This is a genomic window from Pseudomonas sp. FW305-70, assembly GCF_058783925.1.
In genome coordinates, this window is record NZ_JBYSYZ010000003.1 from 175349 (window position 1) to 192794 (window position 17446).

The following is a 17446-nucleotide window of genomic DNA, read 5'->3' on the forward strand; positions in this document are numbered from 1 at the left end:
GGCGTCGGCACGCTCAACGCCTATGTATCTGACACTCCGCTTTCGCGAGCAAGCCCGCTCCCACATTTGAACTGTGGTGGTTGCAGCGGGTGGTTAAAAAACAACCAATGCTCTGTAGCCTATAGACGGCATGACCTGCAGGCCCTTTCACTCAGGTTATCCACAGGCAGCTCCACAGGCATTGTGGGTAAAGCATCCACAACTCAGTGACAGCCTGATGACTGCCAGACGCGCTGCGCGCTGTGATGGAGGATGCCGTGGCGGCGGGCCAAGGCCTGGCGGTCCTTGCTGTAGCCGCCGCCGATCACCCCGACCACCGGGATGTCGCGGCCCAGGCAATGGCGCATCACGCTTTCATCGCGGGCGGCGACGCCTTCGTCTGTCAGCTTCAGATAACCCAGGGCGTCGTCCTTATGCACATCGACCCCGGCGTCATACAGCACCAGGTCCGGTTGGTAGAGCGGCAGCAGGTAGTTGAGCGCATCGTCCACCACCTTCAGGTAGTCGGCATCGCCCATGCCGTTGGGCAGCGGAATGTCCCAGTCACTTTCGGCTTTGCGTGCAGGAAAGTTCTTTTCGCAGTGCAGGGAAACGGTCACCGCTTCCGGGGTGTTGTGCAGGATTCGTGCGGTCCCGTCGCCTTGATGCACGTCGCAATCGAAGATCAGCACCCGGTGCACCCGACCACTTTCCAGCAGGTAATGGCTGATCACTGCCAGATCATTGAAGATGCAGAAGCCGGCCGGGTAGTCGTAGTGCGCATGATGGGTGCCGCCCGCCAGGTGACAGGCCAGGCCATGCTCCAGCGCCTGCTCGGCCGCCAGCAGCGAGCCGCCGACTGCGCGCACCGTGCGCCGGGCCAGGGCTTCGCTCCAGGGCTTCGCTCCAGGGCAGGCCGAGGCGGCGCTGGTCTTCGCGGGACAAATCGCCACTCATGTAGCGTTGGATATACGAAGGGTCATGGGCGAGGGCGAGAATGTCTGCCGGACACAGATCCGGGCGCAGCAGGTCGGCGTCGCGGGTCAGGCCGCTGTCCACCAGGTGATCGCGCAGCAGGCGGAACTTGTCCATGGGGAAGCGGTGATCCGCCGGAAACTCGGGACTGTAGTCTTCGTGATAAATCAGCGGCAGTGGCATGGTCATTTCATGTAGGAATGAGAGAAGGATCCTACCAGCGTTGTAGACTGGCGACATTGAAATGGAGGGGCGGGGCACGATGGAGCCAATACTGGAGCTTGAAAGCGCTCGGCTGCTGTTGCGCCAGTGGCGCGATGAAGATCTGGCGGACTTTGCGGCGATGTGTGCCGATCCGCAGGTGATGCGCTATTTTCCAGGCACTTTGAGTCGGCTGGAAAGCGCGTCATTGATCGGGCGAATCCGTGGACATTTCACCGAGCATGGTTATGGGCTCTGGGCCTTGCAGCGAAAGGACTCTGGCCAGTTCATCGGGTTTACCGGGCTCAATGTGGTCGGATTCGACGCGCCATTCACCCCCGCAACGGAAATCGGCTGGCGCCTGGCCCGCGAGCATTGGGGCCTCGGTTACGCCAGTGAAGCGGCGTGGACCGCTCTGCGCTGCGGGTTCGACCGACTGCCGCTGAAAGAGGTGGTGGCCTTCACGACACAAACCAATCTGCCGTCAGAAAAAGTCATGCAGGCCATCGGCATGCACCATGACCCGGCGGATGACTTCGAACACCCGCGACTCGAAGCCGATCATCCGTTGCGTCGGCACCTTCTGTATCGCATCAGTCGCGAACAATGGCTGCAAACCTTGCATGGATAAGCTGGCACGGACGTTTACAATGGCCCCATGCTGGCCCGGGCCGGAAACTGAATCGACCGTTGCAGCCAAGACTGCGCGGCAATGTTTTGCGTGAGGAGAGTCTGAATGAGCCAAGTGTTGGAAGATCTGGTCGACTTGCTGACCCTGGAACCGATCGAAGAAAATCTGTTCCGCGGCCGTAGCCAGGACCTGGGTTTTCGTCAGCTGTTCGGTGGCCAGGTACTCGGCCAGTCGCTGTCGGCGGCGAGTCAGACGGTAGAAGAGGCGCGCCATGTGCATTCGATGCACGGCTATTTCCTGCGTCCGGGCGATGCCGGGTTGCCGGTGGTGTATCAGGTTGACCGGGTGCGTGACGGCGGCAGCTTCAGCACGCGCCGGGTGACGGCGATCCAGAAGGGCCACCCGATCTTCACGTGCAGTGCGTCATTCCAGTACGACGAGGAAGGCTTTGAGCATCAGAGCAAAATGCCGGTTGTGGTTGGCCCGGAAAATCTGCCCTCGGAGCTGGAACTGACCCAGCAGCGCGCGCACCTGATTCCCGAGAAAATGCGCGAAAAGCTGTTGTGCCCCAAGCCGATCGAATTCCGCCCGGTGACTGAAAAAGATCCCTACAACCCGCTGCCGTCCGATCCGGTCAAGTACGTCTGGTTCCGCGCCGACGGAGCCTTGGCCGATTCGCCGGCGCTGCATAAATACCTGCTGGCCTATGCATCGGACTTCGGCCTGCTGGTCACCTCGATGCAGCCCCACGGCAAATCGGTCTGGCACAAGGACATGCAAGTCGCCAGCCTCGATCACGCACTGTGGTTCCACCAGAATCTGCGTGCCGATGACTGGCTGCTCTACGCGATGGACAGCCCGTGGGCCGGCAACTCCCGTGGATTCTCCCGAGGCAGTGTGTTCAATCGTGCCGGGCAACTGGTGGCCTCGGTCACTCAGGAAGGCTTGATCCGTCACCGCAAGGATTGGGCGTGAGCCTGGCCGACGTGCGTCACTGGGTGTTCGACATGGACGGCACCCTGACCGTGGCCGTGCACGACTTCGCAGCGATTCGCGTAGCCTTGGCGATTCCTGCCGAACACGACATCCTGACCCACCTCGCCGCACTGCCAGCCGATGAAGCCGCTGCCAAGCATGCGTGGCTGCTGGAGCACGAACGGGACCTGGCCCTCGGTTCGACACCGGCGCCGGGCGCGGTGGAGTTGGTGCGTGAGCTGGCCAGGCGCGGTTATCGCCTTGGCATTCTCACGCGCAATGCCCGGGAGCTGGCGCATGTCACGCTGGAGGCTATTGGCCTGGCCGACTGCTTTGCGGTCGAGGACGTGCTGGGTCGTGATGAAGCACCGCCCAAGCCCCATCCGGGCGGTTTACTGAAACTGGCCGAAGCGTGGAAGGTGCCGGCGAGCGAGATGGTGATGGTCGGTGATTACCGTTTTGATCTGGATTGCGGGCGGGCGGCGGGGGCACGCACGGTGCTGGTGAACCTGCCGGATAATCCGTGGCCGGAATTGACCGATTGGCATGCGGCGGATTGTGTCGAGTTGCGGCAGATGTTGTCGGCTTGATTGCCTCGTTGCCTGGTCAACCGCTTTCGCGAGCAAGCCCGCTCCCACAAGGGATTTGTGAACGGCACAGATTCAGTGTGGGAGCGGGCTTGCTCGCGAAGAGGCAGGCCCAGGCACTACAAGAGTCATTCCCCAAACAACGCCTTCTGCCCCTCCGGCGAGGTAAACATCCCGTCCCCGCTATGCCCGACTCCGGGTACTTCAATCAGTTGCTGTTTCAACCCTTGCGGTTGCAGCCGCTTCAGGTAATCAAAGTAAAAACGCCCGCGCGCCAACCGATACGGCCCTTGCGCCCTGGCCTCACAGCTTTTATCCAGTGCCGGATGATTCGGGTTGGTGTCCTGCTGGCCCAGGAGGTAAACGATGTCACGCTTAAGGTACTTTTCCTGCAGTTGTGCGGGCGTTTGTCCTTCGGCGTAGGCGGGCAAATCCGCTAGCCCATACTTCCAGCGATTGAATTGCGGGCAACCGGCGTGACTGAACGCCACGGGCCGGCGCTCATCGAAATAGGCGTAGGACGACGGGTTGGCAATCACGTAGCGAACCTGTACGCCGGCCGCCTCGAGGGCTGGCTGATCATGACCGATCACTGCATAGCGCTGAACCACCTGCGCGCCCCCGGAGTGCCCGGCGATGACGATTCGCTTCACATCCGGAAACTGCTGGCGATCTCCCAGGCGGGCAATGATTTCGTCGAGCGCGGCGTAGGAACTCAGCCGAAACGGCGCCGTGGATTCGCCGCCGGCCATCCATTCATTGCCTTGCCAGCGCAAAACGGTGTCGGCCACCGGATGAACCGCAACATCGGTTTCATTGAGGAATTGCGGGGCGATCACCAGGGTCGTTGCGCTTTGCCCGGCCAGTTCGGCCGCGTGCTCACCGCTCTGCAGATAGGTTTGCGCGTTGCGCAAGCGACCGTGGAGGATGATTAGCACCCGTTCGATTTTTGCCGGGGCGGGGCTGATGCCCACCGCGATTTCACCTGATTTCAACAGCAGGCGTCCGGGACTGAGCTCCTTGACCTCATGCTCGGCGGCCTGGGACGTTGCGCAAGTAAACAGAACAACCAACAACCACTTCTTCATTTACAGATTTTTCGTCGCAAAGGTATCGCACTGGCTTACCTGGCCTTGGGCGAAACCGGTTTTGAACCAGCGCACTCGTTGCGCCGACGTGCCATGGGTGAACGAGTCCGGGACCACGCGGCCCTGACCCTGTTGCTGCAAACGATCGTCACCGATGGCGTTCGCTGCGTTCAGTGCTTCTTCGATGTCGCCCGGTTCCAGCCAGTTCAGGCGCTTCTGTGCATTGTTGGCCCAGACGCCGGCCAGGCAATCGGCTTGCAGTTCCTGACGAACCAGCAAACCGCCGTCGCCTTCCATCTGCCGGCCTTGTTGGCGGGCTGCCTGGATTTTTGCGGACACCCCAAGCAGGGTCTGCACATGGTGTCCGACTTCGTGAGCGATCACGTAGGCCTGGGCGAAGTCGCCCGCGGCGGAAAAGCGTTGGGACATTTCCTGGAAGAACGCCATGTCCAGGTAGACCTTCTGGTCCGCGGGGCAATAGAACGGCCCGGTGGCCGAGGTGGCCAGACCGCAGGCCGAATTCACCCGGTTGCTGAACAGCACCAGGGTCGGGTCTTTGTATTGACGGCCGGCCTGCTGGAATATCGTGCCCCAGGTGTCTTCGGTGTCGCCGAGGATCGAGCGCACGAACTCCGCGCCTTCGTCATTGGCCGGTGGTGCCTTGCGGCTCTGGTTGGTGGCGGGCGCCGATTGCTGGTCCATTTGCCCGGTCAGTTGTCCGAGGATTTGCAGCGGATCCTGGCCGGTGATCCAGCCGATGCCGACGATCAGCAGGATCGCCGTCAGGCTCAGGCCCTTGCCACCGCCGAAGCGCATCCCACCGCCGCCACTGCCGACATCATCACCACGGGCATCGACAACGTTGTCGCTGCGTCGGCCTTTTTTCCATAGCATGTGGGAGTCCTCTTCTGTTCCGGGTCACGAGCCGTGCGATGAGTGTTGCTGCCAAGTGGGAGCCGCGCCAGTCCGGTCGTCAGACAGCCTAGAGCGTCAGCGGTTCTATCCTTTCGGCCGCATTAACGGCTTCATTGACGGGCGGGGGTCACAGGTTCCCGGTAGCGAAGGTGTCGCATGCCTCCGACAGGCCTGAGGCGAAACCGGTCTTGAACCAGTTCACGCGCTGCTTTGATGTGCCGTGGCTGAATATTTCGGGCCGAACAGGGGCGTTTCGGGAGCGTTGCAAGTGGTCGTCACCGAACATCTCAGCGGTATTCAGGGCCGCTTCGATATCACCGGGCTCCAGCCAATCCAGACGCCGTTGCGCATGGTGCGCCCAGACACCGGCCAGACAATCGGCCTGCAGTTCCGCGCGCACTTCCAGACCGCCATCACCGCTGACCGGTTGTTGATCGAGCAAGGCTTTCTCGAAGGGAGCGGACAGTCCCAGTTCAAGCTGCACGTGATGGCCGATTTCGTGAGCGATGATGTATGCCAGTGCGAAGTCAGCGATCACTGAGTGCGGCTCCAGTTTCTTGAAAAACTCCAGATTGAGATACACCTGCTGATTGCTTGGGCAATAGAATGGGCCGCTTCCGGAGCTGGCATAACCACAGTCCGAGAGGATGTCATTGTTGTACAGCGTCAGTTCGGGTTGTGGATAGTGTCGTCCCGTTTGCGCAAAGAGTTGTTTCCAGGTGTCTTCGGTATCACCGAGCACAGACTGAACAAACTTCAATTGCAGATCTTCTGCGGGCGCAATCGACAGGGCGGTGGCGGTTGGAGGAAGGGGGCTCGTGGGCGAATCCGGTGCCGTGTCCAATGTCGAGTAAAGTCCTGCGCCTGCCAGCACAACGACGGCCAGCCCGGTGCCTAATGTTTTCCCTGTGAGGGTGCGGGCATCCTTGCCCTCGCGCGTGTCGTTCACGTTGTCGCTGCGTCTTGCCTTGGTCCATAGCATGGTTGCGGTCTCTCATAGATTGTTGGAGTGTTTTTCGCCAAGTCTATGAATAACAGCACTATTAAAAGTGTGTGGGAGAAATGTGTAAGAGTTGGTATTGCCTCTGACGTTATGACGGATGTCGCGGATCACGGGTGGCCAAATGGGTGGTTGCTGGTCGAACGCGTCCCACACCGGCGCAAAGTCCGGGCTGACCTGACGCTCGCGTTTGGACAGGCTGGCGATCAAGGCTCGGCCTTCGTGATTTCGCCACGCCAATGTTGCGTGCCAGACCTTGCTCCTTGAACGACGCCAGGGTTTCTATAGTGCGCGGCAAATCCCAATCAGTAGTTGGCCAATGGAGCATGAACAGGTCGACGTATTCGCTGCGCAGGGCTTTGAGGCTGCGGTCCCACCAGACGTTGGTCGTGACGTAGATCTGCTCGCGGGGTGTCGGACTGTTCGCCAGCGCCTTACCGACAGCGTCTTCGTTGTTGTAGGCCGCTGCCGTGTCTATGTGCCGGTAACCCAGGGCCAGAGCCTGCTCCACGGCACGGGTGCATTCCTCGCCGAGCATTGGCCAGGTGCCGAGGTCGAGTTTCGACATGTTCAAACCCTGTGCGTTAACGATGTACTGCATGGTCGATCTCCTTTTCATAAGCAGTGACGCCTGCGATGTGGCGCGCGGCGATGTAGCCGAAGGTCAGCGCCGGGCCGAGATTGATGCCCCCGGCGGGATAGTGACCGCCCATGATGCTGGCCATGTCGCCGCCCGCCGCGTACAGGCCGGCGATGGGTTGCGCCGCATCATCCAGGACCTGGGCATGTTGGTTGACCTTGAGCCCGGCGAAGGTGCCGAAGCTGCCCGGCTGGACTTTCACGGCATAGAACGGGCCTTGTTCGATCGGCGCGATGCATGGGTTGGGATGTTGCAGTGCGTCACCCTGCTTGCGGTTGTAGGGCGTGGAACCACGACCGAACTGCGGGTCTTCGCCGTTGCGTGCGTGGCGGTTGTAGTCCGACATGGTGCTGCGCAAGCCAACCGGGTCGATGCCGCAGGCTGCAGCCAGCTCCTCAAGGGTGTTGCCGGTTTTCAGATAGCCGCTGCGGATGAAGGATGACAGCGGCACCGGAAATGGCCGAGAGATGCCCAGGCCATATCGACGCTGAAAGCGATGGGTGCAGATCAGCCACGATGCCACTTCTTCACCCTGCGGGGCGGCGGCGACCATGGCCGCAACGTATTCGCAGTAGCCGTTGGCTTCATTGACGAAGCGCTGGCCGTTGCTCAGCACACCGATGATGCCGGGTTTGCCCCGCTCGATAATGTGCGGGAAGTGTCCCGTGCTGCCGTCGCTGTGCGGCACTTGCGAAACCGGCGCCCAGGCGACGGCGGACGCCATGTCGCTGTTGACCCGGGCACCGACACTTTCGCCCAGGCGCAGGCCATCGCCGCAAACGCCGAGGGGCGGCAAGGCCAGATGCTCATGCCCGGTCGGTGTGCGGGGAAACAGTGCCTTTCGACGCTCGATGTCATTGGCGAAGCCACCCGCCGCGAGCACCACGGCCTTGCGTGCATGGATGCGCACCGAGCCTTTGGCGGTGTTGACCACCGCACCTCGTACTTGATTGTTCTCGCGCAGCAATCGGCTCACGGGCGCTGATTCCCAGAGCAACACGCCGAGGTCGTCGGCGGATTTCGCCAGGCGCGCCACCAAGGCCACGCCGTTGACCAGTTGCATCGCCCGGCCATGTACGACGAGATCGAACAGGTGCCGACTGAAACGCCGCGTAACATGCCAGGCCGCCGACAGAGAGCGGGTCAGGTTGAGGAATGCCGTGAGGTCCGCCCCCGCCATGATCGGCATGCCCATGAAGGATGTTTCCCGCATGGTTTTGCGCAGACGCTTGAGCAGTGTGCCGACTTTTCGGGCGTCGTAAGGGGCGGCGATCACCGAGCGTCCACCGGTGCCTGCTCCGGGCGTGTCGCCATGCATGTCGGCAATGGCATTGCCATCGGAAAATTGCAGCGAGGTGAACTGTTCGAAGAACGACACCATCCGCGGGCCGGCCTCCAGGAAAGCGTCGATCATCGCTGGATCAAAGCGCTCGCCCAGTTCGTGTTTCAGGTAAGTGCGCGGCAGTTCAACATCTTCGACAATGCCCGCACGCCGGGCCAACGGGTTGCAGGGCACCCAGGCCCAGCCACCGGACCAGGCGGTGGCGCCGCCGAACACCGGGTCCTTTTCCACCACTATGACTTTCAGTCCGTGCCATGCGGCGGTCACGGCCGCTGACAGTCCCGCCGCACCGGAGCCAACGATCAGCACATCGCAATCGATGTCGGGAAGAAAGTGCGCTTGTGCAGGCATTGTTTGAACTCCGGTGTTCTATTGTTTTGGAATCTGGTTCCAGAAAATATAAGAGTCAGGTAACGCCGAACAAGCCAGGAGGGTATAAAGCGGGCGGTTATCGAACGCTCAGTTCCAGATTTCGCATTCGTGCGGTTGTCTTCTAGAATCGAGCAAATTTTGCGTGGAAGCGACCATGGCCGGCAGTCAGATCGAACGTGTTTTCAGTGTGCTCGAAAGCCTCACCAGCGATCCCCGTGGCCTGCCGATGCAGACCCTGGCAGAGCAACTGGACATCCCCAAGAGTGCGACCCATCGCCTGCTCGCCGAGCTGATCCGCCTCGGTTACGTGCGGCAGAATCCGGATAATTTGCGTTATCACCTCTCGACCAAACTGGTGGCGATGGGCTTCCGTTACCTGTCGAGCAGCGGTGCCGATATCGTGCAGCCGGTGCTTGACCGCCTGGCTCAGGAAACCGGCGAGTTGGTGCGCCTCGGGGTGATCGACGGCGAGCGTCAAACCTGGATCGCCAAATCCCAGGGCGCGCGTTCCGGTCTGCGTTACGACCCGGACATGGGTCGTGATGCGCCGTTGTTCTACACAGCCTCGGGGCATGCGTGGCTGGCGTGCATGAGCGATGCCGAAGCCTTGTCACTGGTGGAACGGCAGGGCGCGCAGGTGCCGGAACATGTGGGCCCGAACGCGCCGCGCTCGAATATCGAGTTGCTCGAGCGCCTGCGTCTGGCGCGGGAGCAGGGCTATGCATGGGTTGAGGAAAGTTCGGCGGTGGGGACTTCGGCGATTGCGGCAGTGGTGCGCCATCCCGCCGATGGGCGGGTGATCGGCGTGCTCAGCATCGCCGGACCGAGTGCACGGATGCCGGGAGAGCGTCTGCATGAGCTGGCGCCGTTGTTGCTGGCGTACACCGCGGAGCTGAGCGCAGCGAGCCTGGCCTCGGAGTTGTTCAACTAAGGCCTGTGCAATTCGACTGTGGGAGCGGGCTTGCTCGCGAATGCGATGTGTCATGCGATCTGTATGGCGCTGACACACCGCATTCGCGAGCAAGCCCGCTCCCACATTTTGAACAACGTTCAACTTGAGAAGCTGTGCGCTGTTCGAACACTTTCAGGATAGGTCTCTGTAAGAATCTGGAACCGGGTTCTAAATTATTTGAGTTCATCGCTCCAATAACACTTACAAGAGGACCGCATCTTGAATTCTCCACTTCGCATCGCCCTGATCGGTGCTGGCAACATGGGCCAGCAGCACTACCGGCATCTGCAATCCCTGACTGAAGCGACGTTGTGCGCCGTGGCCGATCCCGGACCGCAGGCGGCAAGCCTTGCGGCTGTATGGGGCGTAGCCTGTTTCGCCGATCATCGTCAGATGCTGGAGCAGGCGAAGCCGGACGCCGTGATAATCGCCAATCCGAACACGCAGCATGTCAGCACGGCCCTGGATTGCCTCGCGGCCGGCGTGCCGGTATTGCTGGAAAAGCCGGTGGGCGTGCACCTGGATGAAGCCCGGGAGCTGGTGGCCGCCTCGAAGGCCAGCGGTGTTCCGGTACTGGTCGGGCATCATCGCCGGCACAATCCGCTGATCGTCCGCGCCCACGAACTTATCCACAGCGGCGCATTGGGTCGGTTGACCACGGTCACGGCGCTCTGGCAGTTGCGCAAGCCCGACAGCTATTTTGAAACACCCTGGCGCCGCGAGGCCGGTGCGGGGATGCTGTTGACCAACCTGATCCACGACCTCGATCTGCTGCGGCATTTGTGCGGTGAAGTGCGTCAGGTTCAGGCCATCACCAGCAATGCCATTCGCGGATTTGCCAATGAGGATTGCGCGGCGGTGTTGCTGCAATTCGACAACGGTGCACTGGGCAGCCTGACCGGCTCCGATGCGGTGGCTGCGCCCTGGAGTTGGGAGCTGGATTCGGGGGAGAACCCGGTGTACCCGCGTCATCCTGATCAACCGTGCTACTTGCTGGCCGGAACGGGTGGGGCGCTGAGCATTCCGCAGCTTAAACGCTGGCACTACAACGAAGTAGACGGCGGCTGGCATCAACCGTTGCTGGCGACCCAGGAAAACTTCAGTGCCGATGAAGCCTTGCGTTTGCAGTTGCAACACTTCGTACGTGTTGCGCGGCGTGAGGTCGAACCATTGGTGAGTGCCGCCGATGCCGCGCGTACGTTGGCGCTGATCGAGGCCATCCGCGAAGCCGCCGAAACCGGGCGTGCCTGCGCGCCATCCTTGATCGAGGGTTGAGCATGAGCGAGCGTATCTTCTCCCTGGCCAGCCTGACCGTGCTGGAGTTGTCACCGCCCGACATGGTCGAGGTCGCCGCGCGGGCCGGTTACAGCCATGTCGGCTTGCGTCTGGTACCGGCGACCCCGGAGGAGCACCATTTTGCCCTGGTGACCGACCAAGAATTGCGGCGCCAGACCCTGGCGCGTCTGCGCGATACCGGTATTGGGGTGCTGGACGTCGAAATCCTGCGGCTCAAGCCGGAAACCGTTGTCGCCGATTTCGAGAAAATCCTGGCGGTGGGTGCCGAGTTTGGCGCCAGTGAGTTGCTGGTGGCCGGTAACGATCCTGACGAACAGCGGCTGACGCAGCATTTTGCCGAGCTCTGTGATCTGGCGGCAGCCTATGGGCTGCACCCGAATCTGGAGTTCATGCCCTGGACCGATGCGCGCAATCTTCAACAAGCCACACGAATCGTGGAAAACGCCGGATGTGAAAACGGCGGCGTATTGGTCGACGCTTTTCACTTCGACCGCTCTGGATCGCGGTTGGAAGAACTGGTCAAAGTTGTCCCCTCACGGTTACGGTATGCACAGTTGTGTGACGTCGCAGGACCACGACCAGCCGATATGGCGGAGATCTTGCGTCAGGCGCGTAACGAACGGCGTTTCCCTGGTGATGGCGATTGTGACCTGCCGGGGTTGTTGCGCGGTTTGCCGGCTGACATTCCGTTGAGCCTGGAGATTCCCACCGTGCAGTTGCTGGAGCAGGGCGTGAGTGGATTGGATCGGGCGCAGATGGCACTGGATAAAAGCCGGGAATTGTTGGCGCGGTTGTAAGCGCTGCTGTGTATTGATCGCGGGCAGGCGACGCCTCCCACATGCTCTAGGCTGATTGTGTGGAAGCGTCGCTTGCCTGCGATGTTTTGACTTCAAGTAAGGAAACCCAATGACCGTCAGCACCCCGCTTTCCGGCGTCAATCAGCCCTTCAAAGGGATCTTGCTGATCGTTGTCGCAACCTTCCTGTTTTCCAGCCACGACGCCTTTTCCAAATACCTCTCCGGTTTCTATCCCATTGTCATGGTGGTCTGGGCGCGCTACGTGGTTCACACCTTGTTGATGGCCGGGATTTTCCTGCCGCAGTCCGGGCTCCGGGTGCTGCGTACCAAGCGGCCATTACTGCAATTGATCCGGGCATTGTGCCTGCTGGGCACCAGTCTGTTTTTCACCACGGGGCTGATGTACATCCCACTGGCCGAGGCCACGTCGGTCAACTTCCTCGCTCCGGTGCTGGTCACCGCGTTGTCGGTACCGCTGCTTGGCGAGCGGGTGACGCGGGGGCAATGGTTGGCGGTGATTTTCGGTTTCAGCGGGGTGCTGATCATCGTTCACCCCGGTGGTGATCTGTTTACCCCGGCGGTGTTGCTGCCGTTCTGCTCGGCGTTGTTTTTCTGCTTCTATCAACTGCTGACGCGCAAGCTCAGCGAGATCGACAGCCCGACCACCAGCAACTTCTTCGCAGGCTTGTGCAACACGCTGGTGATGAGTGCGCTGGTGCCGTTCTTCTGGCAGACGCCGAACCTGGTGCATGGCGCGATGATGCTGGCTCTGGGAGCCTGCGGGATGACGGCTCACCTCTTCCTGACCCAGGCTTTCCGTCTCGCGGCACCGGCACTGCTGGCACCGTTCAGCTATTGCCAGATCATCTTCGCCGGCCTGCTGGGCTGGCTGCTGTTTTCCCACACGCCGACACTGACCACCGTGCTCGGCATTGCCGTGATCTGCTGCAGCGGGTTGGCAGCGGCCTGGCAGCAAAGCCGCCGCTAAGCTGCGGCAAAACGCAGGCAAAAAAAAGCGCAGGCCCGAGATCGGGCCTGCGCCGAGGGAGCATCAGCCTTCTACTTTCGGAATCTTGCGCGGTGCCATGAAGTACATCCAGGTCAGCGCAATGAAGTACATCGCCGGAATCAGTGTGAACAGCACGGTGTAGTTGTTGTTGGTGACGGTCAGGATATGGCCGACCAACTGAGTCATGAACATCCCGCCAATCGCCGCACACATGCCGCCGAAACCGAACACCGTACTCATCATGTGCTTGGGCGTGTAGTCCATCACCAGGCTCCAGATGTTAGCTGTCCAGGCCTGGTGCGCGCCGATGGCCAGGGAGATGGCGGCCACCGCGACCCACAGATTGCTGGAGCCGGCAGCCATGATGACGCCGATGATGCAGCAGGCGAACAGGAACATGGACATCAGTCGCGCCTTGATCGGGTTGACGCCGCGACCGATCAGGAACGAGGAGAGAATGCCGCCGCCGACGCTGCCGAAGTCGGCAGTGAGGTAGATGATGATCAGCGGGATACCCATCTGGGTGACGTTGATGCCCAGGTTGTATTGCTGGTTGAGGAACGGCGGCAGCCAGTACAGGTAGAACCAGAACACTGGCGCGGTGATCGAGTAGGCGAGGGCGAAAGCCCAGGTGCCGCGCATGCGCAGGATCTTCGAGAACGGCACGCGGGATTGTTCCGGCTCGACTTCTTTCTGGATGTAGTCCAGTTCCGATTGTTTGACGCTCGGATGCTCTTCCGGGTTGAAGTACTTCAGGCCCCAGAACAGCAACCAGATCCCGCCCAGTGCCGACATGCACAGGAACGCGGCTTGCCAGCCCCAGACGTGCAGGATCAGTGGCAGCAGCATCGGGGTGAACATCGCACCGACGTTGGTCCCGGCATTGAATATCCCGGTGGCCACGGCGCGCTCGCCGGCCGGGAACCACAGGCGCGTGGTTTTCACGCAGGCCGGATAGTTCGCCGCTTCGGTCAGGCCGAGGATGAATCGGCAAACCATGAAGCCGACCGCCGAAGTGGCCAGGCCGTGGGCACCGGTTGCCAGGCTCCAGAGCAGCACCGCGCAGAAGAACACGCGCTTGACGCCGACCCGGTCGATCAAGCGGCCTTGCAGCACGAAGCCGATGGCGTAACCGACCTGGAACCAGAAGTTGATGTTGGCGTAGTCCATCGCCGTCCAGCTCATCTCCTTGGCCAGGATAGGCTGCATCACGCCCAGGGCGGCGCGGTCGATGTAGTTCAGGGTAGTGGCGAAAAACACCAGCGCCAGCATGCCCCAACGGGTTTTGCCGACCGCCATGGCGCCGCGGATTTTGTCGCCGATGCCGCCAGAGGCGGCGCTCATGGCCGGAGCCATGCGTGAGCTAGGTGCAGGATTCATGTGTGCCATCCGTTCAATGACTGACAAGCGAAGCTCGTCGGGACTTCAAGGGCGCGTGATCAATCGATGGCGACGGGCGCGGTTGGACTGATCGGCTGTGTTCGTCGGGCTGACGAGTTATTCAGCGAGCGGCACGCGAGTGCCAGCGATGCGCGGGGGGCGGATGGACGCCAGGCAAGGCGTAATGACGGTTGATTGATCGAGCAAGGCGTTGAAGGAGCGCATGAGCGTATACCCGTTTTTTGAAATTTTTATGTGGTGTTCTGGGTCTTGTTAACTGGGTACCGGTGATTCATGACCGGACCCAATGTGGTGTTGATGTTGCGCAGTGGACAAAAAATCGTCAATTCGCCAACCACCATTGTGTTCGATAATCGAACACAAAACTAACCGGATAGTACACTTTGAATTGCTGTGCGGGATCGCCAGGCCAATAATTTACCCAGGACAAACACTATCCCTTCAGGAGCGGCCCGAGCCTTCGGCAGCTCCTGCAAGGATTCGGGCGTGCGACGCCCCCCTAACAAGATAGTCCCCATTACCGGGAGTCGAAATATGCAGCGTTCCATTGCCACCGTATCCTTGAGCGGTACCCTGCCGGAAAAACTCGAAGCCATTGCCGCCGCCGGGTTCGACGGTGTGGAGATCTTCGAGAACGACCTTCTCTACTACGACGGCAGCCCACGGGAAATTAAACAGATGTGCGCCGATCTCGGGATCGCCATCACCCTGTTTCAACCTTTCCGTGATTTTGAAGGCTGCCGGCGTGATCGGCTGTCGCGCAATCTGGAACGTGCCGAGCGCAAATTCGACCTGATGCAGGAACTGGGCACCGACCTGGTGCTGGTGTGCAGCAACGCGTCGGCCGACTCCATCGGTGATGAACAGATTCTGGTCGATGATTTGCGACTGCTGGCTGAGCGTGCCGGGGCCCGTGGTCTACGCATCGGTTACGAAGCGCTGGCCTGGGGCCGGCATGTGAACACCTATCAACAGGTGTGGAACATCGTGCGTCAGGCCGATCATCCAAGCCTTGGCGTGTTGCTGGACAGCTTTCACACCTTGTCGCTCAAGGGCGATCCAAGTTCTATCGCCGAGATTCCCGGCGACAAGATCTTCTTCGTGCAAATGGCCGACGCACCGATCCTGGCCATGGACGTGCTGGAGTGGAGCCGGCATTTTCGCTGCTTCCCGGGCCAGGGTGAGTTCGACTTGCCAGGGTTCCTCGCGCCGATCATCCAGAGCGGCTACACCGGGCCATTGTCGCTGGAGATCTTCAACGACGGCTTCCGCGCCGCGCCGCCACGGGCCAATGCCGCCGACGGCTTGCGCTCGTTGTTGTACCTGGAAGAGAAAACCCGCGAGCGTCTGGCTCAGGAAGCCAAGCCAATGGCCAGCCCTGAGATTCTGTTCGAAACACCCAAGGCCAGCGAGTACAACGGCATCGAATTTCTCGAATTCGCCGTGGATGAAAGCCTCGGCGCCAAGCTCTCCCATTGGCTGGAGCGACTGGGTTTCGTCAAGGCCGGTCAGCATCGCTCCAAGAGCGTCAGCCTGTTGCGTCAGGGCGATATCAACCTGATCCTCAACTCCGAACCGTACTCCTTCGGCCATAGCTTTTTCGAAGCCCACGGCCCTTCGCTGTGCGCTACGGCCGTGCGGGTCAAGGACAGCGCCAGTGCGCTGGCCCGCGCCGTAGCCTACAAGGGCCAGCCCTATCGCGGGCTGGTCGGCCCCAACGAACTGGAGCTGGCGGCGGTGCGTGCGCCGGATGGCAGCCTGATCTATCTGGTGGATCAACACGCCGATGTTTATGGCACGGACTTCAATCTGTACCCGCAAGCGCCTGTCAGCGGCGGCCTCAAGCGCATTGACCACATGGCCATGGCGCTGCCGGCCGACAGCCTCGACAGTTGGGTGCTGTTCTACAAGAGCCTGCTGGATTTCGAAGCGGACGATGAAGTGGTGCTGCCGGATCCTTATGGTCTGGTGAAGAGCCGTGCCTTGCGCAGTCGCGACAGTTCGATCCGCTTGCCGCTGAACATTTCCGAGAACCGCAACACCGCGATCTCACACGCGCTGTCGAGTTATCGCGGCTCTGGAGTGCATCACATAGCCTTTGATTGTGATGACATCTTTGCCCAGGTCAGCCGTGCAAAAGAGGCGGGCGTGCCGCTGCTGGATATCCCGCTCAACTACTACGATGACCTGGCGGCGCGGTTTGACTTCGACGACGATTTCCTCAGCGAACTGGCCTACTACAACGTGTTGTATGACCGCGACGCCCAGGGCGGGGAGCTGTTTCACGTGTATACCGAGCCGTTCGAGGGGCGGTTTTTCTTTGAAATCATCCAGCGTAAAAACGGATACGCCGGCTACGGCGCGGCCAACGTCGCGGTGCGGCTGGCGGCCATGGCCAAATCCCGAAGCGGAGCCATCCGTCAGGCCAAGTTGTAGGAAATTCGTAAACGCGGGATTAAACGTGGGCCGCGCGGCTTCCTTCACCGTGCCGCGCAGCCCATAATCGCCAGCCTGTGCAGTGATGGCCGTGAGCCCGCAATGACAATGACTTCAGAACTCCCCGCAGCCTCCATAGAACCCGGTGCCGAGCCGCGCAAGAGTCGCAAGAACAACCCGGAAAAGACCCGCGAAAACATCCTGCAGGAGGCGATTGTCGAATTCGTCCAGCAGGGGCTTTCCGGGGCCCGCGTCGATGCCATCGCCGAGCGCATCCACACCTCCAAGCGCATGATCTACTACTACTTCGGCAGCAAGGAGCAGCTCTATGTCGAGGTACTGGAAAAACTTTACGGCGATATCCGCAACACTGAAAGCCGTTTGCACCTGACCGAACTGGCACCGGTGGAAGCGATTCGGCGGCTGGTTGAATTCACGTTCGATCACCACGATCGCAACGTCGACTTCGTGCGCATCGTCAGCATCGAAAACATTCACAACGCCGAGTACGTGAAGCGCTCCGATGCAATCAGGGCGTTGAACAACACCGTTCTCGATTCCCTCGGTGTGATCCTGCGTCGGGGCGTTGAAGAGGGTGTATTCCGCGCCGGCCTGGTGCCGCTGGATGTGCATCTGCTGATCAGTTCGTTCTGCTTTTATCGCGTCTCGAACCGCCATACCGTGGGTGAGATTTTCCAGATCGACTTGCCGGATGAGCGCATCAAGCAGCGTCATCGGGAGATGATTTGCGAGTCGGTGCTGCGTTATTTGCAGGTTTGAAAAGATCGCAGCCTTCGGCAGTTCCTACAGATCAATGCGATTGACGCAGGAGCTGCCGAAGGCTGCGATT

14 protein-coding genes and 2 pseudogenes are annotated in these 17446 nt (G+C 60.7%); 9 read left to right on the plus strand and 7 right to left on the minus strand.

Annotated features, from left to right (window positions below):
• Positions 1-203: 203 nt before the first annotated feature.
• Positions 204-1137 (minus strand): annotated as a pseudogene (locus AC3WN7_RS03730) (histone deacetylase family protein).
• A 79-nt stretch (positions 1138-1216) separates the two neighbouring features.
• On the opposite strand from AC3WN7_RS03730, the gene AC3WN7_RS03735 reads away from it, so the two are divergent.
• The 3 genes from AC3WN7_RS03735 (at position 1217) to AC3WN7_RS03745 (ending at position 3351) form a co-directional block, all read left to right on the plus strand.
• Positions 1217-1786, plus strand: coding sequence for a GNAT family N-acetyltransferase (locus AC3WN7_RS03735; protein ID WP_102673643.1), 570 nt, complete (start codon positions 1217-1219; stop codon positions 1784-1786).
• 105 nt (positions 1787-1891) lie between these two features.
• Positions 1892-2761 carry an acyl-CoA thioesterase II gene (tesB, locus tag AC3WN7_RS03740; protein ID WP_007975794.1) on the plus strand — a complete coding sequence of 290 codons (870 nt, stop codon included), beginning with the start codon at positions 1892-1894 and terminating at the stop codon, positions 2759-2761.
• Positions 2758-3351 (plus strand): HAD family hydrolase, encoded by a 594-nt coding sequence (locus AC3WN7_RS03745; protein WP_095965690.1) that lies wholly within the window; start codon positions 2758-2760, stop codon positions 3349-3351. Before tesB ends, AC3WN7_RS03745 begins: the two co-directional genes overlap by 4 nt.
• A 125-nt stretch (positions 3352-3476) precedes the next feature.
• Here the strand turns inward: AC3WN7_RS03745 and AC3WN7_RS03750 are convergent, their stop codons facing one another.
• The 5 genes and pseudogenes from AC3WN7_RS03750 to AC3WN7_RS03770 all read right to left on the minus strand — a co-directional run bounded on the left by AC3WN7_RS03750 (position 3477) and on the right by AC3WN7_RS03770 (position 8684).
• Positions 3477-4436 carry an alpha/beta hydrolase gene (locus AC3WN7_RS03750; RefSeq protein WP_102673642.1) on the minus strand — a complete coding sequence of 320 codons (960 nt, stop codon included), beginning with the start codon at positions 4434-4436 and terminating at the stop codon, positions 3477-3479.
• Entirely contained in the window at positions 4437-5330 is an 894-nt protein-coding gene (gene ypfJ / locus AC3WN7_RS03755; RefSeq protein WP_015096933.1) for a KPN_02809 family neutral zinc metallopeptidase, read from the minus strand. It lies immediately after the preceding gene.
• Positions 5331-5478: 148 nt separating this feature from the next.
• On the minus strand, positions 5479-6333 hold the full coding sequence (gene ypfJ / locus AC3WN7_RS03760; RefSeq protein WP_102673641.1) for a KPN_02809 family neutral zinc metallopeptidase: 855 nt from the start codon (positions 6331-6333) through the stop codon (positions 5479-5481).
• A 226-nt stretch (positions 6334-6559) separates the two neighbouring features.
• Positions 6560-6952, minus strand: a pseudogene (locus tag AC3WN7_RS03765) (aldo/keto reductase); the annotation flags it as partial.
• On the minus strand, positions 6936-8684 hold the full coding sequence (locus AC3WN7_RS03770) for an FAD-dependent oxidoreductase (RefSeq protein ID WP_102673640.1): 1749 nt from the start codon (positions 8682-8684) through the stop codon (positions 6936-6938). The pseudogene AC3WN7_RS03765 and the gene AC3WN7_RS03770, both read right to left, overlap by 17 nt.
• A gap of 175 nt (positions 8685-8859) precedes the next feature.
• Here AC3WN7_RS03770 and AC3WN7_RS03775 point away from each other — a divergent pair, with 175 nt between their 5' ends.
• The 4 genes from AC3WN7_RS03775 (at position 8860) to AC3WN7_RS03790 (ending at position 12738) form a co-directional block, all read left to right on the plus strand.
• Positions 8860-9636: an IclR family transcriptional regulator gene (locus tag AC3WN7_RS03775; protein WP_095965686.1), complete on the plus strand. Its 777-nt coding sequence runs from the start codon at positions 8860-8862 to the stop codon at positions 9634-9636.
• A gap of 240 nt (positions 9637-9876) precedes the next feature.
• On the plus strand, positions 9877-10932 hold the full coding sequence (locus AC3WN7_RS03780) for a Gfo/Idh/MocA family protein (RefSeq protein ID WP_102673639.1): 1056 nt from the start codon (positions 9877-9879) through the stop codon (positions 10930-10932).
• Positions 10933-10934: 2 nt separating this feature from the next.
• Positions 10935-11750, plus strand: coding sequence for a sugar phosphate isomerase/epimerase family protein (locus AC3WN7_RS03785; protein ID WP_102673638.1), 816 nt, complete (start codon positions 10935-10937; stop codon positions 11748-11750).
• Between the two features lie 109 nt (positions 11751-11859).
• On the plus strand, positions 11860-12738 hold the full coding sequence (locus AC3WN7_RS03790; protein WP_095965683.1) for a DMT family transporter: 879 nt from the start codon (positions 11860-11862) through the stop codon (positions 12736-12738).
• 63 nt (positions 12739-12801) lie between these two features.
• Here the strand turns inward: AC3WN7_RS03790 and AC3WN7_RS03795 are convergent, their stop codons facing one another.
• Complete coding sequence (locus tag AC3WN7_RS03795; RefSeq protein WP_102673637.1) at positions 12802-14139, minus strand: MFS transporter; 1338 nt, start codon at positions 14137-14139, stop codon at positions 12802-12804.
• A gap of 555 nt (positions 14140-14694) precedes the next feature.
• Between AC3WN7_RS03795 and quiC the strand changes: the two genes are divergently transcribed.
• Both quiC and AC3WN7_RS03805 read left to right on the plus strand, forming a co-directional pair.
• Positions 14695-16596, plus strand: coding sequence for a 3-dehydroshikimate dehydratase QuiC (gene quiC, locus AC3WN7_RS03800; protein ID WP_102673636.1), 1902 nt, complete (start codon positions 14695-14697; stop codon positions 16594-16596).
• Positions 16597-16698: 102 nt separating this feature from the next.
• A complete protein-coding gene (locus AC3WN7_RS03805) occupies positions 16699-17376 on the plus strand; it encodes a TetR/AcrR family transcriptional regulator (protein ID WP_095965680.1) in 678 nt (225 codons plus the stop codon).
• Positions 17377-17446: the final 70 nt, after the last annotated feature.

Coding starts and splice junctions, on each gene's coding strand:
- AC3WN7_RS03770 (WP_102673640.1), bottom strand. CDS start 8,684: ATGCCTGCACAAGCGCACTTTCTTCCCGACATCGATTGCGATGTGCTG.
- tesB (WP_007975794.1), top strand. CDS start 1,892: ATGAGCCAAGTGTTGGAAGATCTGGTCGACTTGCTGACCCTGGAACCG.
- ypfJ (WP_102673641.1), bottom strand. CDS start 6,333: ATGCTATGGACCAAGGCAAGACGCAGCGACAACGTGAACGACACGCGC.
- AC3WN7_RS03750 (WP_102673642.1), bottom strand. CDS start 4,436: ATGAAGAAGTGGTTGTTGGTTGTTCTGTTTACTTGCGCAACGTCCCAG.
- AC3WN7_RS03785 (WP_102673638.1), top strand. CDS start 10,935: ATGAGCGAGCGTATCTTCTCCCTGGCCAGCCTGACCGTGCTGGAGTTG.
- quiC (WP_102673636.1), top strand. CDS start 14,695: ATGCAGCGTTCCATTGCCACCGTATCCTTGAGCGGTACCCTGCCGGAA.
- AC3WN7_RS03805 (WP_095965680.1), top strand. CDS start 16,699: ATGACAATGACTTCAGAACTCCCCGCAGCCTCCATAGAACCCGGTGCC.
- AC3WN7_RS03790 (WP_095965683.1), top strand. CDS start 11,860: ATGACCGTCAGCACCCCGCTTTCCGGCGTCAATCAGCCCTTCAAAGGG.
- AC3WN7_RS03735 (WP_102673643.1), top strand. CDS start 1,217: ATGGAGCCAATACTGGAGCTTGAAAGCGCTCGGCTGCTGTTGCGCCAG.
- AC3WN7_RS03775 (WP_095965686.1), top strand. CDS start 8,860: ATGGCCGGCAGTCAGATCGAACGTGTTTTCAGTGTGCTCGAAAGCCTC.
- AC3WN7_RS03795 (WP_102673637.1), bottom strand. CDS start 14,139: ATGAATCCTGCACCTAGCTCACGCATGGCTCCGGCCATGAGCGCCGCC.
- ypfJ (WP_015096933.1), bottom strand. CDS start 5,330: ATGCTATGGAAAAAAGGCCGACGCAGCGACAACGTTGTCGATGCCCGT.